Here is a 25,419-nt window from a genome sequence, read left to right as displayed (position 1 = left end):
TCCGCTTTGCGTTATGTGGCAGCTTTGGGCGTTCCTTCGCTTCTCCAGCGCGTAGTTGCAGGTCAGGAGCGGGGTGGGAGGGCGTGATGGCAGGCAGTGCGAGACCGATTGCTGAGGCTGTGGCCTTGAAGGGTGTACCCGAGCAGATTCTTGGTCTCATGGTTGTACGTGTGCGGTTCCTGCACTGACCTGTGGAAACGGGGCTGCTGCTGTCGGCGGAGGACGCATCGGCCCGGGAATGGCCCGGATCTTAGACTGGGGCGCGCCTCACACCATCCTGGGAGCCCAGGATGGATGGCAGGCTTTTCAACGCCTCCTGCTGTCGAGTGGCGCGGGCTCGGCGGGCGGCGTAGCGCCGGGATGCTTGGTCCGGGTGTGGCCCGCTGGATGTTGGCGACCGGGGGTGTCGGAGGAGCGAATCTCGCTGTGGAGCAGAGCGGCGGACTCATAATCCGTCGGCCGTGGGTTCGAGTCCCACCCGCCCCACCTGCGCAGGCTTCTGACCTGCGGAAACGTTCGTTTTTGGGTGTCGGGGCGTCAACTTTGCCTGGACGGACTGAATCCGCTGCTCGTAAGTTTGGGGCACGGTGCGACTCGGGGAGTAGAGGGCTCCTGTGACCTGCGGCGATGTGAGCGATGGCGGTTGTCGTCGATCGTCTGAGTCGCGTCTCTCGGGCTTCAATTCAAGATCGTGAGGCCGTGTTGAGGCCGCAGGGTGTCGGGAAGGACGTGCAACTTCCTCCGCTGCGCCCGTTCTGGGCTGCTCCGGCAGCAGGTTCCGTGCGTGGGGCTGGTAATTGCTGAACTGGGCACGATCACGTTCGAGGTGCTGCTCGCCGGAGGACCGGCACGCAACGGTCATCTGACGGGAGCGCCGCACCGGAAACGGCCCGTACTGAAAACGGCCCTGATGGAGCACCGCAACCTTGTACCGCTCCGCTGGCTGGAGACCGAGACCGAGACCGGGCGTGCTGAGTGATGCAACCTCTGATCCAACCGAGCGTGCGGCGGCTCCGCGTACCCCAGGGCGTCATCTCGCGGGTGGCTGTGGGAGCTGGGCTGTGGACGTTCGGCCAGACCTTGCCGGCGTAGCCGCCGTCGGCCCAGATCAGACGAATCGTGGGGAACACGGTCCGGATGATCCAGGCCAGCAGCCGGCCGGCGTCGCGGTCCTGGACGTGGGCGCCGGTGGCGGGGGCCTCGGGTGCGGCCTGCCCGGCAAGGACGTCGATACTCAAGGCTGGGTCTTCGAGTCTGGCGTAGGGGTTTGGTCGCTACTACTCCTACTCGAAGGCCCTCTTTTGGTTCCGTCCGACACACCGGGCACCCGGCGACGCATCGATGATCACGTTCCTCCACCCACCCGCGACCGGTTGTTTACCAGGCCCTCAGAGCTGCTTGAAGAAGTCCAGCAGAGCCGTGTTGACGTCGTCAGGGCGTTGCAACTGGACCCAATGGCCGGCCTCGGGGATGTCGATGATGCCGCGTAGGTCGGAGGCAAAGTCGGCGATTGCCGCGGGGTCGGTGAACGCGCGGCTGATGTGGTCGGCTCCGCCGATGAGGTAGAGGGCGGGCGGGGTGATCGTCGCGCCTTGCCATGGTGCCAGCAGTGACCAGTTACGGTCGAAGTTGCGGTACCAGTTCAGTCCGCCGGTGAATCCGGAGCGGGTGAACGATTCGACCGCGACGTCGATGTCCTGTTCGGTCAGCCAGTCGGGAAGCACGTCGGGCTCGGTGAACAGGTCGAGGAAACCCGAGCCGGCCGGGACCTGGGTGCTGACGGGCTGGGTGTTGTCGCCGCCGAGCAGTGTCCGGAACGTGGTGCGCAGGTCGCGGGTGAACTCGGCTTCGGGGATCTCGGGGTGCTGGAAGTAGAGAAAATAGAAGTCGTCGCCGAAGTGTTGGCGGAATGCGCTGGTCGGGGGAACCGGGGACCGCTGAGTGGGTGGAAAGCTGATTCCCGCGACTCCGCGAATCAGGTCGGGCCTTAGCATTGCGGTGGTCCACGCGACTGGTGCGCCGAAGTCGTGGCCGACAATGATCGCTTCCTTGGCGCCGAGCGCGTCGATCAGGCCGACGACGTCACCGACGAGGTGCAGGATGGTGTATTGGTCGCTTTCTTCGGGGCGGTCGCTGCGTCCGTAGCCACGCTGGTCGGGCGCCACGACGTGGTATCCGGCGTCGGCGAGCGGCTGCATCTGGTGGCGCCAGGAGTGCGATGTCTCCGGCCAGCCGTGCAGCAACAGGACGAGCGGGCCTTCACCCTGCTCGGCGATGTGGATCGACAGGCCGTTGACGGTGAGGGTGCGGTTGGTGGGCATTGGTTTCTCTTCCTGATCGGAACGTCGAACCTGGTGAGCGGGCTCGTTACGGCTTGCAGTCCGTGCGCGGGTTGCGTTTCCGGCGCTCATTGCCCCGCCATCAATGGTCGTCAGCGGCGTGCCGCCTATGTTCGATCAGCCGGGCCGCTTCGTCGGCGAGGCCCAGGTTCCAGGCACTCCAGCACCACGTCGTGACCGGCAGCGACCGCCAGCCGTGCCACGGTGCTTCCGACGTTGCCACGATGAGATGGGGCGTTGCGTCGGCGGTTACAACCGGCCGGCGACCTTCTTGACGGGTTTGTGAGGAAAACGGCGCTGGGCGTATGGCCGCGCAGGTGAGCGCGTAGGACGTACGAGGTCTCTTCCTGGTCCTGGAGCGGTCGCCGCACGGTGTGCATGAAGGCCGTGCGGTCCTTCAGGTACGGACCAGGACGTCCTCGCCGGCGGGGCAGAGGGCCAGCAGTAGCCGGATTTGTAGCCCGGTGGCGAGGCCAGCCTCGCCAGCGAACGTGAGGCTGCGGCAACCTACGGCGATATGACCAACCGGTGCCGCGCATGCCGCGTTCGGCGGGAACGTGACCGGGTGTGGTTCAGGCGATCAGGAACGGCTTGTCGTACGGGGCGTTGTCCCGGCTGTTGATGATGTGTTGGGCAACCGGGCCGACGGGTACCCGCAGCGGGACGGTGGGCTGCTCGACGAGATCGGCCAGTGCCTCGGCGACCTGCTCGGGGCTAATGATCATCTCGGCCGGGAGGCCTTCGCCGGCGAACAGGGCGGCGTAGGGGTCGTGGGGCAGGTCGTAGGTCAGCACGTTGTCCAGGGCGCCGGAGCTGACCGGGCCGGGCTGGGCCAGCGTGACGTCGATGCCGAACCCGGCGACCTCGATAGCCAGGGTTTCGGCGAACGCCTCGAGGGCCCACTTGGTCGCCGCGTAGGCGCCGTTGCCCGGCATCACGGTGCGACCGACGATGCTGGAGACGAAGAGCAGCCGACCCGAGGCCCGCTCGCGCATCTGCGGCAGGACGGCCTGGGCCACCCGTATCGCCCCGACGGTGTTCTGGCGGAAGAGACGCTCGATCTCGTCCGGCGGGCTCGCCTCGACGGCCCCGGCGAAGACCGCGCCGGCGTTGGACAGCAGCACATCGATGCCGCCGGCTTCCTTGATCGCGGCGTCGACGCTGGCCTGGTCCGTCACGTCCAGCCGCAGCCGGCGTTCCACCTGCAGGTCGGCGAGCGCCTGCGGATCGCGGGCGGTTGCGACGACGCGGTGGCCACGCCGGGCCAGTTCGACGGCGGTGGCACGGCCGATGCCCTTGGATGCGCCGGTGATCAGGATCGAAGACATGGCACGGCTCCTAGCGAGACGTTGAGGCGAGTGGCGCGCGGTCACGGTCGCCCTCTTGTCGGTCTGCTTTTCGGACCAACTGGAAGGACCGTAACAGAGTCAGTCCGAAAATCCAACCGACTAGTGATGGGGCACAGCGGGATACCGCACCAGTGGTGGCTCGATGTTGGACAAGAACCGGCAGCCGTCGAGCAGCGGTTACCGGTGTGCCGCCTTCCCGATTCGGGGTACGACCCGTCCCTTGGGAAGACCCGCCCGCAGACTCAGCGCATCACCCGGCGGCAGCGTCTCGGTCGATCACTTCCGCCCGGCCACCCCCTGCGCAAGGCCGGCTCTCATGACGACGCCGCCGGCGGGCGGCGAAGACCAAATCCGTCAACGCGTCGCGGGTGCAGGGCTACTGTGGCCGGTGGATGCAGGTCAGGCAGGTGGAGCGAACTGATCGCCCCATTCCCGCAACGCCCCCAGTACGGGCCCGATGGCGTTGCCCGCCGCGGTCAGGAAGTATTCGTCGCGGGGAGGGCGTTCACTGTATTGGCGGCGTTCGATGACGCCTGCGTTCTCCAGGTCGCGCAGCCTGTTGGTCAGGGTGTCGCGCGGTGCTCCGGTGTTACTGCGGATGTCGCTGAAGCGCCGGACGCCAAGCCGGATTTCTCGCAGGATCAGCAACGAGTAACGGTCGCCCAGGACGCCGAGCGCGTTGGCGATCGAGCAGACTCGCGGCGCTCCGGGCACATCAAGCCCATACCCCTGATCGGGGGTCGGTCTGGTCGGCGAACTCACACAATCACTGTAACGCGACCCGCGACGCGCACCGATCCGCTGGCCCGGCGGCACGTGCAGAGCTATGCCGACGAGGCCGGCAGCCGTCCACGCGCCAGCCTCGCACGACGGGGGCCGTCAGTTGCTGTAGATGCGCGGCGGCAGCACCAGGACCAGGGCGCGTTGTTGCTCGGTCATGACCTGGTCGTAGGCGTCTCGGTCGTGGTGGCTGCCCCCAGCGGCCCGGAACACTTCGCGCCGCAGAAGACGCAACCGCTCGTCGTCGATTCCCGGCTGCGGATCACAGATCACGAGGAAACCGCAGATGGGAGCCATGTATTCGCCCCGCCCAGCGCCCGCAGCCCGGACAGGCCGCCCGCATGGCCGTGCTCCGGGCCTCGACTTGGGCAACCGCGCCGGCCACGTCGACGGACTCCGCGGACATGCCTTCCACTGAGGAGAACAGCAGCTCATGCAGCTGCGGCCGTACTTCGTTCACGGCGCAGCACTGTCGACCACGCAGCCTCCGGGCCGGCGATTTTCGGGCGATCTCAACCTCCGCCCCCCGAAGATCGACAGTCACGCTGCGTACGCGACCACAAGAAGTGGACCAGAGCCCGGGAGCGGGAGTCGTTTCCAGTTTAAGGAGTGGGAGCAGCTGACGGGGGAGCCGGGGTCGGGGAGTTCGCCGAGCAGATGGCCGGCCACAGGTTCGCGTTCCCGCACGAGCGGATGAAGGCCAGTGGTCCCCGTCCTCTGCCATCGGCTCCATGGAAACCCTGCCGGATGCCGCCGGGGCGATCCGCCTCCTGCCGCGTACTTCGGCGTGCTGCGGGTGCTCCGTCTGCGTGCCCTCAGGTGTTGGCTTCGACGGGGTCGTTGGGGTTGAAGGTGCGGCGGTAGGCAGCGGGTGAAACAGCGAAGGCTGCTCTCATATGGGAGCGCAGGGAGTTCGCCGAGCCGAAGCCGGAGCGGTGGGCGACCAGATCGATCGACAGGTCGGTGGTCTCCAGCAACTGTTTGGCCAGTTCGAGCCGTTGCGCGGTGAGCCACTGCACCGGGGTCATGCCGACCTCGTCGCGGAAACGGCGGGTGAAGGAGCGCAGGCTCATCCGGGCGTGTTCGGCGAGGCGGTTGAGGGAGAGGGGTTCGCCAAGGTGTTCCATGGCCCAGGCTCGGGTGGCGGTGGTGGAGGCGATGGTGGGTTCGGGGACCGGGCGGTCGATGTACTGGGCCTGCCCGCCGTCCCGCCAGGGCGGTACGACGCACACGCGGGCGGCGTGGTTGGCGGCGGCAGCGCCATGGTCGCGGCGGATCATGTGCAGGCACAGGTCGACGCCGGCGGCGACGCCCGCGGAGGTCAGGACGTCGCCGTCGTCGACGAAGAGGACCTCCTCGTCGACCTTGACGCGGGGGTAGGCGCGACGGAACTCGGGGGCGAGGTGCCAGTGGGTGGTGGCGGGCCGGCCGTCGAGGAGTCCGGCTGCGGCCAGGACGTAGGAGCCGGCGCAGATGGACACCAGGCGGGTGCCGGGCCGGATCCGGGCGATGGCCGCGGTGACCTCGGGCGGCAGCGGACCCCCGCGGGCCAGCTCGGGCATGGCGTGCGTGGGCGGGACGATCACGGTGTCGGCGGCGGCCAGGGCTTCCGGGCCGGCCGCGGGTTGCAGGGTGAAACCGGCGTCGCTGAGGACGGGGGCGCCGTCGGCGGTGCAGACGGTGACCTCGTACAGCGGGCGTCCGCCACTGTCCAGGACGCTGCCGAAGACCCGGGAGGGGATGCCGAGCTCGAAGGGTGGGACGCCGGGCAGGGCCAGGACCGCGATGCGGTGCGGTTCCGGCGCCTCGCCGACCCGCTCGGGGTGGGAGTCGGTGCACGGCCACTGGCTCTGGGTCATGGCCAGATCCTGTCACATAGTGGCCAAACGGCCAACGCCGTTGAGGGTGTGGATACCGGATCGTGGAGTGCGTCGCCCCGGGAACGGCCCGGGTGGCGCATCCGATCCAGTGGTCGTGGAGCATGGCATGAAAACGATCGGTTTCATCGGTAGTGGCAATATCGGAAGCACTGTGGCGCGGCTGGCGGTCGCCGCCGGTCACGACGTGGTGCTGAGCAACTCGCGCGGCCCGCAGACCCTCCAGGACCTGGTGTCCGAGCTGGGGCCGAAGGCACGCGCCGCGACCCCCGCGGAGGCGGCCGCAGCCGGTGACATCGTGGTGGTGACCGTGCCGCTGCGGGCGTACCGGGACGTCCCGGCGGAGCCCTTGACGGGCAAGGTGGTCATCGACACCAACAACTACTACCCGCAGCGCGACGGCGCCTTCGACGAGTTGGAGGACGGTTCCAGCACCACCGGTGAGCTGCTGCAGAAGCACCTCCCGCAAGCCCGCGTGGTGAAGGGGTTCAACAACATCTGGTTCGAGCACCTGCGATCCCTGGCGCGGCCGGCGGGCAGCGCGGACCGGTCGGTGCTGCCGATCGCCGGTGACGACGCGGCCGCCAAGCAGGCGGTCACTGAGCTGTTCGACAGCCTCGGCTTCGACACCGTGGACGCCGGCCCGCTCGCCGAGAACTGGCGCACCCAAGTGGACACCCCGGCCTACGTGAATCCCTACGGTGCTTACGGGGTGCTTCCTGGCACACCGGCGAGCGCCCAGGTCATACGTGAGGCGCTCGCCGCGGCGAAGCCCGCCGCCTGAGACGCTCCTCGGCTCCAGGCCCAGCCCGGCCGAGCGGAAGTCCGGGCCGGCCGCGGCGACTATGCCGACCGGGTCTCACGACTGCGTTCGTCGGGGCACGGGACGACGACGCCGCGTTGACCCGTCGTTGGGTGCGTTCATCCACATTGCCAATTCGAAGTCAGACGTGCGTCCGAACACTGGAGGTTCCATGCCCAAGGGCTACTGGGTCAGCGCCTACCGCACCATTAAAGACCCTGAGAAGTTGGCTGCTTACAGCAAGCTGACCGCTCGGGCCGTCGCGGCTGGAGGCGGTCGAATCCTCGTCCGTGGCGGTCGGGTCAAGGCGCATGACGCCGGAATCGCCGAGCGCACCGTCCTGATCGAGTTCGACAGCTTCGAGCAGGCCGTCGCGACACACGAGAGTGCGGCCTACCAGGAGGCGCTGGTCGCCCTCTCCGACAGCGTCGAGCGCGACTTCCGCATCATAGAAAGCATCGACTGACCGGGCTCAGTCGGCGACCTGCCCGGCGTCCAGCTCTCATTGGCGCCGGGTCGGTCCGCTACGTGACCAACTGCGTGACAACACCCGATCGAGCGCAGACAACCAGATCAAGGCCCCCTTCCGATCATGGAAGGGGGCCTTTCCGGCCGCACAGGATCCCGACACGCTGGTCCTTGGCGGGGAGTCGCTCCGGTCGCTGGGCGTTCTTGATTCCCGGCGCTTCGGAAGGGGAATCCGCTGCGCGGGGGTTCGGCCCCCGTCCTTCAGCTGGCGCGATCGTCCTTCATGCCTTCGGCACGATCCTGTCGGGCCTCATTGAGGCCGAGTTGAGGCCGCAAGGACAGGAACAGACTGACAAGGGCTGACTAGCCCTAACATGGATAACCGCATCTGACCTGCGAAAACGTCAAGGATGAGCGTTGATCGGCAAGGACCGCCAAGATCCCCAATGGACTCATAATCCGTCGGCCGTGGGTTCGAGTCCCACCCGCCCCACCTGTGCAGGCTCCTGACCTGCGGAAACGTTCATTTTGTCCTGTCGGATCGTCAACTTTGCCTGAACGGACTGAATCCGCTGCTCGTGGGTTTGGGGCCCGGTAACGCTCGGGGTATGTCCCACCCTTCTGAGCTGCGGCGGAGTAGGTGTTCGTGGTTGTCGTTCGCGGTCCGGTCGACTGCTCTGAAGGCCGATGCCAAGATCCAGGGGCGTACAGGGGCCGGGACGGCGCGGTCGTGTCCACACCGCCGGTGTCTACGGGCGTTCTGGCGATGAGTCAAGAGGTCACGGAAACGGCCCGAAGAGGAAACGGCCCCGAGAGGCGGTCTGTGCGGTCTGCGGTCAGGGCGTCTGCAGCAGCAGGCCGGTGGTAGGCGCACCCACAAGGAGACCGTCGAGAAGGCCGTCAAGGAGCCGTCCCGCGGCTTCGAAGGCCGGCAGCGACCGACAGAGAGTTCAGAAGTGAGGTTGGGATTGGCGGCCCGCCCCGGTGTACAGAGAATCGTCGGCAGGGCGTCCAGCCCGTGTGTGGGCCGCGATGGGCAGCCTGCGCTTTTCGACCCGTGAGGTGGGTATTTCGTACAACAGTGCCACGTTCGCCTGCGGGAATTCCTTGAGGATCAGCCCGCTCACCCGGGCGAAGAGCGGGCGGTGACGCGGCGGAATCGCGTCGATGTACTCCTGCATACGGTCCATGTCCCATGGTGGTCCTCCCGCGGCAGCCCCCTGCTGCGGCTCGGCCGGTCGTGCCCGAGCGTCGCGTGGCTGATCAGGGCAGATGGAGAACTGGAACGCGAGTATCTAGGGTCAGCACGTGGCTTTCATCATGGTGTGCGAAGACGACGCGGCGGTCCGCGGCATCCTCAAGCGCGCCCTGGAGCACGACGGCCACACCGTCTCCGTCGCCGCCACGGCCGACAGCCTGCTGCGGCAGCTCGCACCGGCGCCCCAGCTGGTCGTCCTGGATCTCGGGCTGCCGGACGCCGACGGTCGCGATGTCTGCCTGGCCCTGCGGGCTCGCGGCGTCGACGTGCCGGTGTTGATGCTCACCGCCTTGGACGGCCTGCATCACAAGGTGGGCGGCTTCGAGGCCGGCGCCGACGACTACATGACCAAACCCTTCGACATCCCGGAACTGCTGGTCCGTGTCAGGGCGCTGCTGCGCCGGGCCACCGTGGCGTCCGCACCGCACGAGGTCGTCCTCGATCCGGCGAAGCACGTGGTGACCTACGATGCGGTGAGCATGAGCCTGACCCCGACCGAGTTCCGGCTACTGGGCCGCCTGATCGCCTCGCAGGGCGACGCGGTACGCCGCCACGCTCTCGTCGCCGCCGGCTGGCCGCACGGGGCCCAGGTCAGCGACAACACCCTCGACTCATATGTGCGCCGGCTGCGGACCAAGCTCGGTCCGCTGGGTGTGGCCGAGCGGCTGGCGACCGTCCGCGGCGTGGGCTACCGATGGCAGTGACGGGATTCCGCCGAAGCGTCGTCGCGCTCACCGTGCTGATCGCCACCGCAGTGGTCGCGATCCTGGTGGTGGTTTCGCACGTGCTGCTGAGCAGGGTGACGGACGCCGACGCGCACGATCTGGCCCGTACGCGCGCCGAGGCGGTCGCGGCGAACGTCAGCGCCAAGGGCGGCCGTGTCGTGCTTACGGAGAACGGCAGCGAGGCGCTGGACGAGGTCGCCTGGGTGTATGCCGATGGCCGTCTTATTGACGGGGACGTGCCGCCGAGCGTGGTCGGGCGCGTCGAGGAGCTGGCGGCCTCGGGGCGATCGCAGACCGCGACCGTCGGCGACTACCTCCTGTTCGCGCGGCCGGTTCCGACCGGCGGCCACAACGTCATGGTGATCGTCCGGGTGGACCTCACGCCCTACGAGACGTCCGAGCAGCGCAGCCTGACCTTGTCGCTGATTCTGGGCGGCCTCACGATCCTCCTCGCCGGCGGTGTCGCGCACCTCGTGGTGCACCGCGCTCTGCGCGTCGTGCACGAGATGGCCGCCCTCGCGGATGACTGGGGCCATCACGAGCCCGGGCGCCGTTTCAACCTCGGAGCCCCCCGTGACGAGTTCGGGGAACTGGGACAGACCCTCGATCGCCTCCTGGAGCGGGTTGACAACGCGCTGGCGGACGAGCGCCGGCTCACCGACGAGATCGCCCACGAGCTGCGGACACCGCTCACGGTCCTGCGAGGCGAGGCGCAGCTGGCGCAGCTGTCCGGCGAGCCGGTGGTGCCGGAGGTGGTGCTGAGCGAGGTCGACCGCCTCAATGCGGCGATCACGACGATATTGCGGGCAGCGCGCGCACGGACGGACGAGGGGACCCGGTGTGATCTGCGCTCCGCCGCGCGGCAGGCGATCGGCAGCCGCGCGATCGAGGTCGCCTTCCCGGCGAAGGTCGAGGTGGCCGTAGCGCCCGACGTCGCCGTGGCACTGCTGTCACCCCTGCTGGAGAACAGCCTGCGGCATGCGAAGTCCCGTGTGTGGATCACCGCACGCAGCCAGGGCGAGGCCATCCTGGTGGATGTCCTGGACGACGGCCCGGGGTTCGATCCCGCTGAGGTCGACCGGGTCTTCGAAGCGGGCGTGACCGGCGGCGGCGGGTACGGGCTGGGGCTGCCGGTGGTCCGGCGTATCGCTGCCTCGGCCGGTGTGGAGGTCCGGGCGATCGCGGACGGCCGCGGTCACGTCCAGGTGACACTCCCGGCCGCGAAGGCGGCCACGTAGTCAGGTTGCTTGCAGGTTCTCTCCGTAAGGCTCCCTGCATGACAACGACAACGGAAGCACGCCCACGCAGCGGGCGCCTCATGCTCAACAAGGTCCCCGAGGTCACCGTCTGGTTCTGGGTGATCAAGATCCTGTGCACCACCGTGGGTGAGAGCTTCGCCGACTGGATCAACATGAAGCTGGGCGTCGGCCTGGTGAACACGGCCTGGATCTTCACCGCAGTGTTCGTCGTGGTCCTGGCCGTCCAGATGCGGCTCAAGCGGTACGTCCCGTTCCCGTACTGGCTGACCGTGGTCGTTGTCAGTGTCACGGGCACCCTGTACACCGACATCCTCACCGACCAGCTCAATGTGCCGCTGTGGATCAGCTCCGCCGTGTTCTCGGTTCTGCTCGCCGTGGTCTTCGGCGTGTGGTGGCTGCGCGAGCGCACCCTCTCGATCCACTCGGTCACGACGCTTCCGCGTGAGTCGTTCTACTGGCTCGCGGTTCTCGTCACCTTCGCGCTCGGCACCGCGACCGGGGACTGGACCCTGGAGCTCACCGGCTGGAGCCCGGGCGCCTCGGTGATGCTGCCGCTCGGCCTCATCGCGGCGATCACGCTGCTGTGGAAGTTCGGCGCGAACCCGGTGCTGTCCTTCTGGCTCGCCTACATCCTGACCCGCCCGCTGGGCGCGAACATCGGCGACTGGCTCGCCTCCCCGAAGGTCGCTCAGCCGGGCGAGCCGACCGGCCTCGCGCTGGGCACCTTCACCACCAGCCTGATCTTCCTCGGCCTGATCCTGGCCACCGTGGCCTACCTGACGGTGACACGCTCGGACGTGACCGAGACCTACGAGGCCGCCCACGCCGCACCTACCGCACACGCCACCGGCGACCCGCGAAAGGAGCGCGTCGGGCTGGCCGGCTTCGGCCTGCTCGCCGTCGCCACCATGGGCCTGCTGATCTGGGCCCACAGCCAGCCGCACACCGGCCCGGCACCGGAGGCCGACAACACCTCCGCCGTCCAGATGGCTCCCGGCCAGGCGGTGAAGAAGTTCCCGCCCGCCAAGGTCGCCGCGCTGAAGAACCTCGCCTCCACCTCGCTCAAGGACGCACGCTCGGGGAACGCGAAGGGAGCGCACACGGCCGCCCAGTCGCTGCGTGACCTGTGGGACGCCGACCAGGCATCGCTACAGCCGCTGGACAACACCGGCTGGACCTCCATCGACGCCCAGATGGACAAGGTGCTGGGGACCTTCGGCATCGACCACTCGAATCCGGCGATGCCGCCTGCGCAGCAGGAGAAGGAACTGAACGCCCTCCTCACGGACATGGGCTGACCGACCCCCTGCGCCCGGCGACGGGTCGAGTGCGCGGGGCCGCGCCGAGAACCGCGCCGCCTCGGCACACGCCGACGAGCTGTGGTCAGTGCAGGCGGCCGTCTGTGCCAGCCCGGGCATGTCCGGGGACTCACATGGGCGGTCGAAGCCGGCGTCTCAACGGCTTCGGCCGCCCGCTGTTCCTCCAAGCCGATCGAGGACAAGGCGCTTCATGAAAGGCGGTGTCCGATCCCGCGCGCCGTGCCGATGGTCAGCGCACTGTCGGCCTCACGCAGCTTCCGCCGCAGCCGGGTCAGGTACTGGTCCAGCGTGTTGTCACTGACCTGGGCACCCTCCGGCCAGCCCGCCGCGATCAGTTCGCGGCGCCGAACGACGCTCTCGCCTGCGGCCACGAGGGTGGCCAGCAGCCGGAATTCCGTGGGGGACAGGGCGACGGCCGTGCCGTGCACGGTGACGCGGTGGCCGACCGCGTCCAGAATCAGGTCCCCGACCGCGATCGCCGCGGCCGGCGCAGCCCGCTTCACGGACGCACGCAGCCGGGCGGTGAGTTCGGCCAGATGGAAGGGCTTGGCCAGGTAGTCGTCACCGCCTGCCGAGAACCCCGACAGCCGGTCCGCGAGCTGTTGCCGGGCGGTCAGGAAGATGACCGGGGCCAGGAAGCCGTTGGTGCGCAGCGCCTGGCACACGTCCCGGCCGTCCGCGTCGGGCAGCCCGATGTCCAGGACAACCGCCGCGATGTCGCCGGTGGCCAGCCGCAGGGCGGTCGCACCGTCGGCGGCGAGGACGGGCTCGAAGCCCTCCTCGTACAGCCCACGGCGCAGCACGTCCAGCAGCACGTGATCGTCCTCAACGACCAATATCTTGTGACGCATGGTCTCCCTTAGGGGCTCCGGGCGGGTCGTGTCCGAGATGAGCGATTCGGGCGGCCGGTGGGCCATGGCCGACGGACACGCTGCCAGGCGGCCGACGACGAGTCGCTGCGGCGGCGCTCCGCGTGGAGCGCGCCAGAGTGACCGTGGTGCCGTGCCCCAAGGGAAGCGCCCATCCACTGACAGCGCCCCTTTTCCCTTGGACCACTTGACGTAGGTGAACGGGCGGATATGAATGACTACAAGGGTGTAGACGTTCGTCGCACTGTAGACGATTGGCGAGTGGGACGCGTTCCCGGGCTTGTGTGCCCTTGACCTGTCCGTCGGCTCGGCGGCGTCAGGCTTGCTCAGCTCGGACGAGGGCGGCGCCCGCCCCGACGTCATCATGATCACCGCCGACCGGGACATCACTTCGGTACGGACCGCCGGGCAGGTACTACGCGGCCTGCGCCCAGAGGAAGCGGTCGCGGTGGCGTTGCCGGACTGCCGGCTGCCCAGCACCGGTTGGGGGTGGTTGATCCTGTATCGCACTCGGCCGCAGGCGGGCAAACGCTGGACTGACAGCGGTGAGTTCCATGACAAGCGTGGGCTGAAGAACCGTCCGCCGGGGGAAACGCGGGTGGTGCCGCTGCCTCTGCATCTGGTGGCCATGTGGTGCGAGCATGTCGCGACGTTCGGCACGGCCGATGACGGGCGGCTGTTCTTCACCGAACCGGGCCGGTCATCAGTTACGGCACCTACCACCGGGCCGCCGCAGGCCGCACCTCGGCATAGCGGCAGAACATGATCTGAACCGGGGTCCGAGATGGAGGCCAGCACCAGTCCACCTGTGTGCCATGCCGTCGTGTTCGTACGGCAGCCAAAATGAACTGTGACCTTGTAATTTGCCTCACGGCAGGAACCGCAGGCGTTCTGCCGGGAGAGATCCCAGCAAGTACTGCTGGGAGCAGTACGCGATTGAGCCGGGCCAGCGGCCGATGCCACGCCGACACGACCGACTGGCCGACTGGCCGACTACCGATCGTGATGGCCATCTATCGGTTGTGGTCACGTCGCCGTCCTCGGCGTTCTGGTTCTGACCGGACTTCTCAAGCTCCCCGCCTTCGCCGCCCACGGCGAACTCATCTACCCGCTGCTCAGCCTCGCGGGCTGCCTCGTGGCGCCTGCCGCCGTAACGCCCTGCCCGGGCGACCCCACCGCATCGTCGTCACCGCGATGCTGCGCAGCCAAAACCAGCCGAACGCGAGGCCCTCTTCGCCCATGAGCGCACCCAAGCGCGCCCCTACTTCCTGGCCGCCGTGGAACTCGCCGCCCACTGCCATCGAGTGCTGCGCCCCGCCCGCGCCACCATCCTTACTGCCGAGCGGGCCGCCGACGAGGGTGTCGCCACGGCCGTCGGCGACCGACGTCTCCTCGCCACCTCACCGCCACCGCCGGTCATGCCGAACCCTCCACCTGCCCGGACTTCGCACCCGCTAGTCGCCATGTGTGCGCAGCTGGTGTTCGTAGGCGAAGATCACGACCTGGACCCGGTCGCGGAGCTGCAATTTGGTGAGGATGCGGGTGATGTGGGTCTTGACGGTGGCCTCGGTGAGGAAGAGGCGTTCGGCGATCTCGGCGTTCGACAGGCCGGCGGCGATGAGATGGAACACCTCCCGTTCGCGGGCCGTCAGTCGGGCGAAGAGTGCGCCCGCGTCGTCCGCGCGGGGCCATGGGGAGATCTGGGCGAAGCGGTCGACGAGACCTCGGGTGATGCGCGGGGTGAGGACGGCGTCGCCGGAGGCCACGGCCCGGATCGCCGCTTGCAGCACGGCCGGGACGACGTCCTTGAGGAGGAACCCGCAGGCACCGGCGCGGAGGCCCTCGAAGGCGTATTCGTCGAGGTCGAAGGTGGTGAGGATGAGAACGCGGGAGGCTGTGTGGGAGGTGATGCGCCGGGTCGCCTCGATGCCGTCCATGACCGGCATGCGTACGTCCATGAGCACCACGTCCGGCAGCGTGCGCCGCGCGAGGGCGACCGCCTCCTCCCCGTTGGCGGCTTCGCCGACGACAGTGATGTCCGGCATCGTGTCGAGGAGGCTGCGGAAGGCCATGCGGACGAGTGCCTGGTCGTCGGCGAGCAGGACCGAGATGGTCATCGCGGTTCTCCCAGTTTCAGTTCGGCGGACACGGCCCACCCGGACGGGGTGGGTCCCGCCCGGAGGTCCCCGTCGAACATCGCGACCCGTTCCCGCATCCCGGTCAACCCGTTGCCGGCACGTCTCGCGGTGGCGGTTCCGGGGGCCGGTCTGCCGTCGTCGGTGACGCTGAAGCCGACCAGGTCACCGCCGCAGTGCAGGACGACATCCACCGACGAAGCGTCCCGGGCGTGCTTGACGACGTTCGTGAGCGACTCCTGGAGGATCCGGTAGAGCGTCGTCTGCGCCTCCGCGCTCAGGGTCTCCGGGCTGCCGGTCTCGGTCAGCCTGACGTCCAGGCCGGTGCCGCGGGCCTCGTCCACCAGGGCCTTGAGCGAGCCGAGGTCGGGTTGAGGGGCCCGTTCGCCACCGTCGTCGGCCCGCAGGACACCGAGGAGGCGGCGCATTCCGGCGAGGGACTGGCGGCCGGTCGACGCCGCCTGGAGCATCTTCCCGCGGGCGCCCTCCGGATCGGTCGCCGTGGTCGCCGCCGCGGCCTCGGAGAGGGCGACGACGACCACCAGGCCGTGGGCGACGATGTCGTGCATCTCCCGCGCGATCCGGGTACGTTCGGCCGCCGTGGCGAGCTGCGCCTGCTGGGCGCGCTCCTGCTCCAGGCGTTGCGCGCGGTCCTCTATGGAAGCGAGGTAGCGGCGCTGGGCCCGCACGGTGGTGCCGAGGAAGAACGCCGCGGCGCCCAGGCCGCTGAGGATGACGAAGGCGTCGTTGATACTCGCGGTCGGAGCGAACCGCACCGCGACCAGGACGACGCCGAGTTCGACGGCTGCCGCGGTGCCGAGCGAGTGCCGCAGGCCGCGGTGGGCGGCGACGGTGTAGAGCGCGACGAGCACCGCGAACTCGGAGAACGAGACCGTACCGAGCGCCCAGGTCACCATTGCCACGGTCCAGCAGAACCAGAAGACGACGACCGGAGCCCTGCGGCGCAGCACCAAGGGACAGATCACCGCGATCGCCAGCACCCAGTTCAGTGCTCCGGACCGGTTGTAGAGCAACTCGTGCGACGCGGCGACGGCGCACAGGACGGGCGGCCCGAGCAGCAGGACCAGGGAGAGCGGCGGCCGGTCCCGGGAGAGTCGGTGCGTCGGCGGGAGGTGCTTCACCCCGCCGACATTACGGACGGGCGCTGCTGGAGGCGTCAATCGAAGGTCTTACATCCGCCGGAAAAGGACCACCATTGTCGGATGTGCCGATCCTGGTGGCGCTTCTAGCGTCGCGACATGAGAAAACGACCAGCGGCCATGGCCATGAAGGTGCCGGAGATCGCTCTCATCTTCTGGATCGCGAAACTCTGCACCACCGGATTCGGTGAGTCCTTCTCGGACTACGTCTTCTTCAACGACTACATCGGACAGCACGCGGCCATGCTCATGGGCCTCGGCCTGCTCCTCGTATGCCTGGCCGTACAGTTCGCCACCACCAAATACACCCCGTGGGTCTACTGGCTCGCGGTGACGGCGGTGAGCATCTTCGGGACGATGTCGGCGGACTTCCTGAACAAGGATCTGGGGATGCCGCTCTACGCCTCCACGCTGATGCTGGTGGCCGTCCAGGCCGCCGTCTTCACGGCCTGGTACGCGACACAGCGAACCCTGGACGTGCACAGCATCAACAACCGTCTGCGGGAGCTGTTCTACTGGCTGACCGTCCTGTTCACGTTCGCTCTGGGAACAGCCGCGGGCGATTTCGCCGCCGTGACCCTGGGCCTCGGCACCCTGGCCTCGTCCTTCGTCTTCCTGGGGATCATTCTGATCCCAGCGGCCGGCTATCGCTGGTTCCGTCTCAACGAAGTCCTGGCATTCTGGTTCGCCTACACCATCACCCGCCCCCTGGGTGCCTCCGTCGCGGACTGGCTCTCCGTACCTGCCCCTTACGGAGACGGACTTCAATGGGGCACCGGACCCATCAGCCTCGTCCTCGGGATTCTCCTTGTGGCAGTCGTCGGAATGATCGGATCACGACACCGCCGGGCCGATTCCGTGGAAGCGGCGCCTATGGAGGCGGCCGCCGAGGAGCGTTGACTGGAGTGGGCGCCTGCCTTGCCCCAGCAACGGCCTGCGCCGTCGGATGCGTCCAGGATGGCGAGGGGAGAGCGGGATCCGTTCGCCCGCCTCGCCCCCGACACGTGTCCCGTCCATAGGCAGCGCCGGTTAACCGACTACAATTTTGTAGACGGTCTGCTGAACTGTAGGCGTTGGCGGAGTGAGGACGTTTCCCATGACCGACGAGAGGCGGCCGGCGGGTGAGCTCGAAGCCGCCGTCATGGCTGTGCTGTTGACCGCCGGTCTCCCGCTCACGCCAGGGCGGGTGCAGACCGGGCTCGGCTTCGGACTGGCCCGCACGACGGTGACGACGATATTGACCCGGCTGCATGAGAAGGGCGTCGTCAGCCGTGAACGGCAGGGCCGGGGATACGCCTACTTTCCCGTGCAGGACGCTCCCGGTCTGACCGCCCGGCGCATGCACACCGTTCTCGACCGGGATGCCGACCGGGAGACGGTCCTGGCCCGTTTCGTCGCCCAGCTCAACCCCGGCGACGAGGAGTTCCTGCGTCGGCTTCTGGAGGGTGACGAGCGATGACGGCTCTGCTGCTCGTACCGTTGGTCCTGCCCTTCCTTGCGCCGAGGCTGGCCCGCCGAACCTTCGACCGTCTGGCCCCCGCCAACGCGCTGTGGGTTCTTACCGCCTCGGCCCTGGCGCTGGCGGGGGCCTGCGTCGCAGCTCTCGGCGCCCTGGTTCTGACGGGATTGCTGAAGTTTCCCGCTTTCGCAGCCCTCGGCGAGCTTGTTCACCCCCTGCGCACCCCCTCGGACTACCTCGTCCTTCCCGCCGCCGCGGCGGCCACCGGAGTGCTCACCCTCGGCGCCTGGACCCTTGTGCGCTCGGCCTTCCTCCAGACTCGTGCCTTCCGTACCGCTCGAACGCAAGCTGACCGCCGCCCTGCCGCCGGCGACCTGTGCGTCGTCGATTCGCCACATCCGGACGCGTACGCCCTGCCCGGACGGCCCCACCGGATCGTCGTCACCACCGCGATGCTGCGCAGCTTGGGACCTGCCGAGCGCGAAGCCCTCTTCGCCCATGAACGCGCCCACAACCGGGCCGGTCACCATTACTTCCTGGCCGCCGCCGAACTCTCCGCCCACTGTCACCCCGCGCTGCGCGCCGTCCGCGACACCATTCGGCTCGCCGCCGAGCGGGCCGCCGACGAGGCCGCGGCCGGCGCCATCGGCGACCGGCGCCTGATCGCCACGGCCATCGCCCGCGCCGCTCTGGCCGGCCATGCCACGCGGTCCGCCCGTCCGGACTTCGCGCCCGCGGCGACGACCGGCCCGGTTCCGCAGCGCGTCACCGCACTCCTCGAATTCTCCGAGGGGCGCTCGCGCCCCACGCGCTGGACCGCGTTCCTCCTCGTGGCCTGCACGGTCCTGTCCGTCGCTGCCGGAACAACCGGCGTCGTCGCCTTTCATCACCAGGTGGAGATCGCCCAGGGAGAGGAGGGCCCATGACCAAACTTTGGCCCGGCGGCCTACCGGCGCGCTCCTTCTCGGCTTCTCCTGATACGGCGGCCAGATCGTCGGTGTCCACCTGCCCACCGCCGTTCACGCGGGTGTCGCCGTGAGGGGCCGGGTGACCGTGAGGGCGGTGCCGTAGCGCGCAGCAGCAGGGTCGCGGTGGCGGCGAGGCCGGTGACGGGCCGAGTTCGACCTGTTCGCGGGCGCTCAGCCGCGACACGACCCTGACCGCCCTGACCGCCATGACCGCTGGGTCCGTCCTGGCGTCGGCCTCTTCTGCTCCGTACACACCGTTCTCCAAGCTCGACTGCATCCTGCCGCTGTGCGCGCGGCGCGGCCGACTGGGCCAGTCGCCTCTCACGGCGCTTGCGTCCGGCCCGGCTGCTTGGGTCCGGTCCGTCGCCGAGGAGTGAGCCACGGGACCCGCGACGAACGTGCGTCGGGTGCTTTCTCACGGCGCGGCAGATCGGTGATCCGGGCCCGTGCGATCAGCTCCAAGGTGGTGGCGACGGCGACCGACTGAACGGCCATCAGAGCGACGAGAACGAACAACTGCACTGCGCCTGCGGTGACGGGGTCGGCTCCGCCGAGCAGCATGCCGACGAACGCGCCGGGCAGTGTGACCAGCCCGACCGTTCGGGTCTGGTCGAGCCCCGGCACGAGCGCCCCTTAAGCGGCCGAACGGGCGATCTCCACCCTGGCGTCGCGATCGATCATGCCCAGGGCGAGCGCGGCTTCGACCTCGCCGTGACGCAGCCTCAGCACTGCCAGGCTTTGCCGTCCGGCCAGGACCGTGGCCGTCATCGCGCCGCCGATCAGGATGCCGGTGACCGGGATCATCGTGATACCGGTCACCGGCACGAGACCGGTGGACAGCAGCAGCGAGACAGCGGGGACCACGCCGGCCGCGATCGGCACGGCCGTCCACCACCACGTGCTGTCGGAGGTGATGCGGCGGCCGGCCGTACGCACGGCGACGGTGAACATCAGCGCCAGGAACACGGGCAGTCCGGTGGGGGAGTGGGCGACCCAGCCGATGGCCACGGAGACCAGCACGAGCTGGACGGCCGCGCGCAGGCCGGCGGTCACCATCTCCCTGGCCCGGCTGGTGCCCTGATCGGGCGTCAGCTTGGCGAGGGCGGCCACGGCGACGGCGGCGGCGAGAAGGACGGCCAGGACCCAGGCGAGAGTCGCGTTGACCGGGAGCAAAGCGGCTGAGGCTGTCAGCAATGGCATCACCGTGGAAGGGTCCGGCTCTGGCTGCGACCGTGCTGGGGTCGAGTCGGTTGTACGGGAGGGCTGCTCAGAGGGTGATCCTTCGGCCCTCGTCTTGGGGCGTGGTGCGGTCCGGAAGCGTCCGTGACCCCGGGTCCTCCTGTCTGCACCTTGAAAGCGACATGACCGTCGTCACGCAAGGAACGGTGCCCACGAGCAGCGGCACGGCCACACAGTCTACAGATCTGTAGACGCTTATAGGCGCCTGCCCTAACGCACAGTTGAAAGGGGTGGGGCCACAGCGGCCGAACTTGCCCGTACCGCCAGGGAGATTCGCGACATCGTTGCTCATGACGGCGACCGATCCGGAGTCTCTGCCGTCCCGACGTACCACCGAGCGGGCCGCCGATGAGGGCACCGCCACCGTCGGCCACGCCGAACCCTCAACCTGCCCGGGACTTCGCACCTGCTCAGCCCCCCTGCGTGCGCAGTTGACGGGACCCATGGTCGTCGCTCGGCCGCGCCCCGTCAGAGTTCCAGGCGGTAGCCGTGCCCCCGCAGGGTGGTGATGCGGGGCAGGTTGCTGGAGCGGGCCGAGGTGTCGGCGGCCTCGGTGAGATGGCGGCGCAGGCCGGCCATGGTGACGTCGAGGGTCTTGGTGGAGCCGAACCAGTTCTCGTCCCAGACCTCGGCCATCAGGGTCTCCCGGGAGACGGCCTCGCCCGGGTGCTGGGCGAGGACGGCGAGCAGGTCGAACTCCTTGGGGCGGAGCGGGACTTCCTCGTTGTGGAGCGTGCAGCGGCGGGCGGAGACGTCGAGGACGAGGTCGGCCAGGTCGACGGGTTCCGGTGGTGGCACGGCGACGGTACGGCGGCGCAGGTGGGCGCGGAGGCGGGCGAGGAGGACGGAGAGGCTGAAGGGTTTGACGAGGTAGTCGTCGGCTCCGGCGTCCAGCCCCGCGATCACGTCGATGTCGTCGGTGCGCGCGGTGAGGATGATGATCAGCAGGTCGGGCCGGCGGGCGCGCAGGGCGCGGGCGACGTCGAGGCCGTCCATGTCGGGCAGGCCCAGGTCGAGGAGCAGGACGTCGTACGAGGACCGCGCGGCCTCGGCCAGGGCGCCGGAGCCGGTGCGGCTCCAGGTGGGTGCGTAGTCGTTGCCGCGCAGACCGGTCTGGAGGTGGCGGCCGATGGTGTCGTCGTCCTCGACGACCAGGACGCGCGGTCGGCTGCGGTCTGGGGTGGCGGGCAGGCGCATGGGCGACAGCCTAGAAGCGGGCGGAGCGGGCCGCTCGCCGGTCCGGTACGGCGCGGTCACAGGTCGCGCAGTTCCTCGACGGCCGGGCGTCCGGCCCTGCGGATGCCGTTGAGGGCGGCGGCCAGTACGGCGGCCACGGCGGCGCCCGCAGTCAGGAGCAGGTAGCCGGAGGGCACCGACAGGCTGGCCGGGGGTGGGTCGAAGACGCCCGTGAGGACCTTCACCAGCATTTCCGACAGCGCCCAGCCGATGAGCGCGCCGCCCGCGAGTCCGCCGGTGGTCAGCAGCAGGGCCTCGGTGAGGACCATGCCGCGCAGTTGGGCGGGTTTCGCGCCGAGCACGGTGGCGATGGCGAAGGTACGGCGGCGTTCGGCGAGGCCGAGGGCGAGGACGAGTCCGCCCGCTCCCGCCGACAGGAGGACGGCGAAGGCGAGTTCGATGCGGGTCAGGCCGGCCAGGTCGACGGAGGTGAGGCTGGTGCCCACGCTGCCGCGGGTCTGGGTGAGGTCGGTGACGGTGGCGCCGGTGCCGAGCTGCTTCCGCAGGTGGGCGGCGATCTGCTGCTGGTGGGTCCCGCCGGTGTCGAGCAGGAACGCGCCCACCACGTCGCTGCCGGTCGCCCTGGCCACGTAAGCGGCGTTGGCGACGAAGAAGCTGTCCTTGGGGGCGGTGGGGAACTCCTTGACGATTCCGGCGTAGTGGAAGGGGACGGTGCGCAGGGCCTTGGTACGGGCGTCCTGGACGCGGAGGTTGACGGTGTCGCCGGGGGAGAGCTGGAAGTCGTGGACGGTCTCCACGCTGACCAGGAGGTTGTCGGGGCGTTGGGCCAGGCGCCGCATGAGCTGGTGGGCGGTGCCGCCGGAGAAGTAGGCGTCCTGGAGCGAGGTGGCGTGGGCGATGGTGTCGGGGCGGACGCCGTAGAGGTCCTGGAGGTCGGAGCCGACGTAGGCGAAGCGGTGCTGGACGGGCTCGACGTGCCGTACGCCGGAGACCTTCAGCGTGTTGGCGGCGGCGGGCGGGACGTGGGCGCCGGGGGGTTCGGTGACCGTGACGTCGGCGCCGTTGGTCAACCGGGCGTCGGCCTCGGCCTGTTGGTGGTAGGTGGAGTTGAAGACGGCGGTGGAGATCGCGAAGGACACCGCGAGGGCGAGCAGCACCACGGAGCGGGCCAGCGGGCGGCGGCGCCGGGACAGTACGGCGGCCGTGGTGCCGGCGAGGGTGGCGGTCAGCGGACGGGCGAGGCGGGCCAGGGCCGGGCGGCCGTGGGTGAGAGCGAGCAGGGTCAGGCGCCACAGCAGCAGGGCGGCGCCGATCCAGAGCAGGGCCGGGCCGAGGAAGGCCCAGTAGGAGACGGAGAGGGTGGGCACGCCCTCGGGGGCGAGGACGAGGGCGTACTGGTTGCCGGAGGAGGCGCGGAAGACCAGCCAGGAGCCGATGAGCAGCGCGAAGTCGAGGCCGTAGCGCAGCCACCAGGGGGAGCGGGTGGCGCGGACGCCGGTCTCCTTGCGGGTGTCGGTGACGGTCACCGCGCGCAGGTCGCGCAGGGCGGGGACGAGGACGGCGCAGGCGGCCACGGCGGCGCCGAGGACGAAGGCGATGCCATACCAGATCACCCAGGTGCCCGCGTTCGCGCCGAACGAGGCGGCGCCGAAGGCGAGGCGCCCGGTCAGTGCCGCGATGCCCAGACCGGCGGCTCCGCCCACGCCGCCCACGAGTGCGGCTTCCAGGCCCGCGAGCGTGGTGATCTGACGGGGGCGCAGCCCGCGCAGCCGCAGCAACCCCTGTTCTTGGCGGCGCCGTTGGCCGCCCGCGGAGGCGACGGCGGCGGTCAGCGCGGCGGCCAGGACGGCGCCGGGGACGCCGAGGAAGAGGAAGAGGATCTGGGCGTAGAGGGCGTCCTGGCGGGCGGAGTCGAGGGCGGCACCGAGATTGTCGCCGACCAGTGCGCCGCCCGCGGTCCTGGCTTCGAGGTGGTGGGCGGCGCCGGTGACGGTGCTGAAGGCGGCGGCCGGGTCGGCGGGCAGATTGGCGTCGCGGGCGACATGGATCTGGGTGGTGAGGGAGGTGGCGCCGTGGGTGAGCGAGGTGAACTGAGCGGTGGGCAGGAGGATGACGTTGTCGGGGGGTGCGGTCGGCTGGGACTGGGTGGGGGCGCCGACCTTCTGGAACAGGGAGTCGGCCTGGGGCAGGTCGACCACGCCGTCCACGCGCACCGGGCGCGGTCCTGCGCCCGGCAGTTGGACGGTGACGGTGTCGCCGGGGGCGGCGTGCAGGTTGGCGGCGGTCTGCTGGGCGAGCAGTACGCCGGCGGGTGAGCCGGAGAGAGTGCGGATTTCGTCGGGGAACAGGTGGCGGTAGCCGGATGGCAGACCGAGGGCGATGCCGGGGCCCGTGGTCTGGGTGCTGCCCTGCACCTGGGCGGTGAAGCCGGTGGTGCGGGCGTATCCGACCGGGAGGGCGGCTCGGGTGCCGGGGTCGGTGCGGACCTGTCGCAGAACGGAGTTGGGGTCCGCGCCGGGTTGCACCTCCACCTGCCAGTCCACCGCGACGGAGCGGACGGCGCGCTGGGTCATGGTCGCCTTCGAGGCGGTGAGGAAGGAACCGAGGGCGGCGACCAGGGCGACGGCGAGCGCGATACCGGTCATGGCCGCCAGCAGCCGTCCGGCGCGATGGCGGGCCAGACTCCTGGCCCATGAGGTGATCATGGCGTGTCCTCCGGTGCGAGCAGCCGTCCGTCGTGCATGGCCCGCCGGACGGTGAGCCGGGCGGCGACGGCCGGGTCGTGGGTGGTGACGACGAGGGCGGCGCCCGTGTGGTCCGCCGCTGTCAGCAGGGCGTCCAGGACGCGGGCGCCGGTGGCGTGGTCGAGGCGGCCGGTGGGTTCGTCGGCGAGGATCAGCCGTGGTTCCTGGGCCAGAACGCGGGCCACGGCGACCCGCTGGGCCTGGCCGCCGGAGATCTCCTCGGGCAGCCGGTCGGCGAGGTCCGCCGCCCCGACCAGACCGAGGGCCTCGGCGACCGGACGACGTGTCTGCGCCTCGGGTTGGCCGGCGAGGACGAGCGGAAGGGCGGTGTTCTCCGCGACATCCAGCGCGGGGACGAGGCTGTCGGCCTGGAACACCAGCCCGATGTCGGCGCTCCCGCCGAGCCCGGGCCAGGAGACGGCACCGCTGGTGGGGCGTTCGAGCCCGGCCAGCAGATGCAGCAGGGACGACTTGCCCGACCCGGACGGGCCTACGATCGCCAGCCGGTCGCCGGCCCGGATGCTCAGGTCGGCCCCGTGCACGGCCACCACCGCCGTCGAGTCCCGCCCGAAGGTCAGTGCCGCTTCCTCGCAGAGGACGAGGATGTCAGTGCCGGACATCGTTCAACTCCGGTGTCTGTTGGGCCTGTTGGTCGGTCGGGGTGATCGCCTGGTTGGCGTTCCGGTCGGTCCCGTGCACAGCCACCACGGCCGTCGAGTCCCGCCCGAAGGTCAGCGCCGCGTCCTCGCAGGCGACGAGCAGATCAGTGCCGGACATCGCTCACCTCCCGTGTTTCCCGGGCCCGTCCGTCGGTCAGGGTGATCACCCGGTCGGCGATCCGGACCGCCTCCGCGCTGTGCGTGACGATCAGCACCGCACAGCCGTCCGCGGCCCGCTCCCGCACCATCCGCAGCACCAACTGCTCAGTACCTCCGTCGAGTTCGCCGGTCGGTTCGTCGGCCAGCAGCACGGCCGGGGAGTTGGCGAGTGCCACGGCCAGTCCGGCGCGCGCCAGTTCACCGCCGGACAGCTGCCGCGGCAGGGCGCGGGTCCGCCGGCCGAGCCCCACCTGCTCCAGCAGCGCCTCCGCCGCGACAGCGGGACGGCCGCGCACGGCCCGCTGGGCCAGGCGGATGTTGTCCCGCACCGTCAAGTGCGAAAGCAGGTTGCGGCTCTGGAGCAGGACACCGATGTGGCGGGCGCGCAGCCGGGCCCGCTCGGTCTCCGGCCGGTGGCTGATACGGACACCGTCCACATGGACGTCACCGCCGGAGGGCTCGTCGAGTCCGGCCAGGCACGCCAGCAGGGTGGACTTGCCCGCTCCCGAGGGACCGACGACGGCGACCGTCTCGCCGCGCCGCACCGTCAGCGACACCCCGCGCAGGGCCAGGGTCTCCTCCTCGCCCGCGCGGTAGAAGCGGTACAGCTCGCGGGCGGTGAGCGCGTCGTCGTACGACCCGGTGGGCATGACG

Annotated in this window: 24 protein-coding genes and 1 pseudogene; 10 read left to right on the top strand and 15 right to left on the bottom strand. The window is 69.7% G+C overall.

Annotated elements, in window-relative coordinates; all coding sequences use genetic code 11:
* Positions 1 to 784: 784 nt before the first annotated feature.
* Entirely contained in the window at positions 785 to 979 is a 195-nt protein-coding gene (locus tag ACIRRY_RS19245; protein WP_403973965.1) for a hypothetical protein, read from the top strand.
* A gap of 409 nt (positions 980 to 1,388) precedes the next feature.
* Here ACIRRY_RS19245 and ACIRRY_RS19240 read toward each other — a convergent pair whose 3' ends face one another.
* The 5 genes from ACIRRY_RS19240 to ACIRRY_RS19220 form a co-directional block, all read right to left on the bottom strand.
* Positions 1,389 to 2,321 carry an alpha/beta fold hydrolase gene (locus ACIRRY_RS19240; RefSeq protein ID WP_403973963.1) on the bottom strand — a complete coding sequence of 311 codons (933 nt, stop codon included), beginning with the start codon at positions 2,319 to 2,321 and terminating at the stop codon, positions 1,389 to 1,391.
* A 590-nt stretch (positions 2,322 to 2,911) separates the two neighbouring features.
* Positions 2,912 to 3,667, bottom strand: coding sequence for an SDR family oxidoreductase (locus tag ACIRRY_RS19235; protein WP_403973960.1), 756 nt, complete (start codon positions 3,665 to 3,667; stop codon positions 2,912 to 2,914).
* Positions 3,668 to 4,087: 420 nt separating this feature from the next.
* Positions 4,088 to 4,450: a winged helix-turn-helix transcriptional regulator gene (locus ACIRRY_RS19230; protein WP_403973958.1), complete on the bottom strand. Its 363-nt coding sequence runs from the start codon at positions 4,448 to 4,450 to the stop codon at positions 4,088 to 4,090.
* Positions 4,451 to 4,567: 117 nt separating this feature from the next.
* On the bottom strand, positions 4,568 to 4,765 hold the full coding sequence (locus ACIRRY_RS19225; RefSeq protein WP_403973956.1) for a hypothetical protein: 198 nt from the start codon (positions 4,763 to 4,765) through the stop codon (positions 4,568 to 4,570).
* A gap of 518 nt (positions 4,766 to 5,283) precedes the next feature.
* A complete protein-coding gene (locus tag ACIRRY_RS19220) occupies positions 5,284 to 6,327 on the bottom strand; it encodes a GlxA family transcriptional regulator (RefSeq protein ID WP_403973954.1) in 1,044 nt (347 codons plus the stop codon).
* 127 nt (positions 6,328 to 6,454) lie between these two features.
* Here ACIRRY_RS19220 and ACIRRY_RS19215 point away from each other — a divergent pair, with 127 nt between their 5' ends.
* Entirely contained in the window at positions 6,455 to 7,129 is a 675-nt protein-coding gene (locus ACIRRY_RS19215) for an NADPH-dependent F420 reductase (RefSeq protein WP_403973952.1), read from the top strand.
* Positions 7,130 to 7,319: 190 nt separating this feature from the next.
* Complete coding sequence (locus ACIRRY_RS19210) at positions 7,320 to 7,613, top strand: DUF1330 domain-containing protein (protein WP_403973950.1); 294 nt, start codon at positions 7,320 to 7,322, stop codon at positions 7,611 to 7,613.
* 952 nt (positions 7,614 to 8,565) lie between these two features.
* Here ACIRRY_RS19210 and ACIRRY_RS19205 read toward each other — a convergent pair.
* The gene (locus tag ACIRRY_RS19205; protein WP_403973948.1) at positions 8,566 to 8,805 is read right to left on the bottom strand and encodes a hypothetical protein; all 240 of its coding nucleotides are present in this window, start codon (positions 8,803 to 8,805) and stop codon (positions 8,566 to 8,568) included.
* A 118-nt stretch (positions 8,806 to 8,923) separates the two neighbouring features.
* On the opposite strand from ACIRRY_RS19205, the gene ACIRRY_RS19200 reads away from it, so the two are divergent.
* The 3 genes from ACIRRY_RS19200 to ACIRRY_RS19190 are packed head-to-tail and all read left to right on the top strand — an operon-like array spanning position 8,924 to position 12,155.
* The gene (locus ACIRRY_RS19200; protein WP_019065258.1) at positions 8,924 to 9,577 is read left to right on the top strand and encodes a response regulator transcription factor; all 654 of its coding nucleotides are present in this window, start codon (positions 8,924 to 8,926) and stop codon (positions 9,575 to 9,577) included.
* Positions 9,568 to 10,836 carry a sensor histidine kinase gene (locus ACIRRY_RS19195; protein WP_403973945.1) on the top strand — a complete coding sequence of 423 codons (1,269 nt, stop codon included), beginning with the start codon at positions 9,568 to 9,570 and terminating at the stop codon, positions 10,834 to 10,836. Before ACIRRY_RS19200 ends, ACIRRY_RS19195 begins: the two co-directional genes overlap by 10 nt.
* Before the next feature lie 38 nt (positions 10,837 to 10,874).
* Positions 10,875 to 12,155, top strand: coding sequence for a hypothetical protein (locus ACIRRY_RS19190; protein WP_403973943.1), 1,281 nt, complete (start codon positions 10,875 to 10,877; stop codon positions 12,153 to 12,155).
* A gap of 209 nt (positions 12,156 to 12,364) precedes the next feature.
* Here ACIRRY_RS19190 and ACIRRY_RS19185 read toward each other — a convergent pair whose 3' ends face one another.
* Entirely contained in the window at positions 12,365 to 13,027 is a 663-nt protein-coding gene (locus ACIRRY_RS19185; protein WP_403973941.1) for a response regulator transcription factor, read from the bottom strand.
* 340 nt (positions 13,028 to 13,367) lie between these two features.
* Between ACIRRY_RS19185 and ACIRRY_RS19180 the strand changes: the two genes are divergently transcribed.
* Positions 13,368 to 13,811 carry a hypothetical protein gene (locus tag ACIRRY_RS19180; RefSeq protein ID WP_403973939.1) on the top strand — a complete coding sequence of 148 codons (444 nt, stop codon included), beginning with the start codon at positions 13,368 to 13,370 and terminating at the stop codon, positions 13,809 to 13,811.
* Between the two features lie 688 nt (positions 13,812 to 14,499).
* On the opposite strand, the gene ACIRRY_RS19175 is transcribed toward ACIRRY_RS19180, so the two are convergent.
* Positions 14,500 to 15,162, bottom strand: coding sequence for a response regulator (locus ACIRRY_RS19175; protein ID WP_403973937.1), 663 nt, complete (start codon positions 15,160 to 15,162; stop codon positions 14,500 to 14,502).
* Positions 15,159 to 16,322, bottom strand: coding sequence for a sensor histidine kinase (locus tag ACIRRY_RS19170; RefSeq protein WP_403973935.1), 1,164 nt, complete (start codon positions 16,320 to 16,322; stop codon positions 15,159 to 15,161). Before ACIRRY_RS19170 ends, ACIRRY_RS19175 begins: the two co-directional genes overlap by 4 nt.
* Before the next feature lie 117 nt (positions 16,323 to 16,439).
* On the opposite strand from ACIRRY_RS19170, the gene ACIRRY_RS19165 reads away from it, so the two are divergent.
* The 3 genes from ACIRRY_RS19165 (at position 16,440) to ACIRRY_RS19155 (ending at position 18,725) form a co-directional block, all read left to right on the top strand.
* Positions 16,440 to 17,240, top strand: a complete 801-nt coding sequence (locus ACIRRY_RS19165; protein ID WP_403973932.1) for a hypothetical protein — start codon at positions 16,440 to 16,442, stop codon at positions 17,238 to 17,240.
* Positions 17,241 to 17,436: 196 nt separating this feature from the next.
* Positions 17,437 to 17,799, top strand: a complete 363-nt coding sequence (locus ACIRRY_RS19160; protein WP_403973930.1) for a BlaI/MecI/CopY family transcriptional regulator — start codon at positions 17,437 to 17,439, stop codon at positions 17,797 to 17,799.
* On the top strand, positions 17,796 to 18,725 hold the full coding sequence (locus ACIRRY_RS19155; RefSeq protein WP_403973928.1) for a M48 family metalloprotease: 930 nt from the start codon (positions 17,796 to 17,798) through the stop codon (positions 18,723 to 18,725). Before ACIRRY_RS19160 ends, ACIRRY_RS19155 begins: the two co-directional genes overlap by 4 nt.
* 363 nt (positions 18,726 to 19,088) lie before the next feature.
* Here the strand turns inward: ACIRRY_RS19155 and ACIRRY_RS19150 are convergent.
* The 6 genes and pseudogenes from ACIRRY_RS19150 to ACIRRY_RS19125 form a co-directional block, all read right to left on the bottom strand.
* Positions 19,089 to 19,967: pseudogene (locus tag ACIRRY_RS19150) on the bottom strand (ABC transporter permease).
* Positions 19,968 to 20,474: 507 nt separating this feature from the next.
* A complete protein-coding gene (locus tag ACIRRY_RS19145; RefSeq protein WP_403973925.1) occupies positions 20,475 to 21,203 on the bottom strand; it encodes a response regulator transcription factor in 729 nt (242 codons plus the stop codon).
* Positions 21,204 to 21,259: 56 nt separating this feature from the next.
* Positions 21,260 to 23,908, bottom strand: a complete 2,649-nt coding sequence (locus tag ACIRRY_RS19140) for an ABC transporter permease (protein ID WP_403973922.1) — start codon at positions 23,906 to 23,908, stop codon at positions 21,260 to 21,262.
* Positions 23,905 to 24,567, bottom strand: a complete 663-nt coding sequence (locus ACIRRY_RS19135) for an ABC transporter ATP-binding protein (RefSeq protein WP_403973920.1) — start codon at positions 24,565 to 24,567, stop codon at positions 23,905 to 23,907. Before ACIRRY_RS19135 ends, ACIRRY_RS19140 begins: the two co-directional genes overlap by 4 nt.
* Entirely contained in the window at positions 24,554 to 24,724 is a 171-nt protein-coding gene (locus ACIRRY_RS19130) for a hypothetical protein (protein WP_403973918.1), read from the bottom strand. Before ACIRRY_RS19130 ends, ACIRRY_RS19135 begins: the two co-directional genes overlap by 14 nt.
* Positions 24,711 to 25,415, bottom strand: coding sequence for an ABC transporter ATP-binding protein (locus ACIRRY_RS19125; protein ID WP_403973915.1), 705 nt, complete (start codon positions 25,413 to 25,415; stop codon positions 24,711 to 24,713). The genes ACIRRY_RS19130 and ACIRRY_RS19125 overlap by 14 nt, the downstream gene beginning before the upstream one ends.
* Positions 25,416 to 25,419 lie beyond the last annotated feature (4 nt).

Origin of the sequence: Streptomyces sp. NPDC101776 (assembly GCF_044766845.1) — a bacterium.
GTDB lineage: Bacteria > Actinomycetota > Actinomycetes > Streptomycetales > Streptomycetaceae > Streptomyces.
Note: the sequence above shows the minus strand (reverse complement) of the source record. Positions and strands in the feature narration are given on the sequence as shown.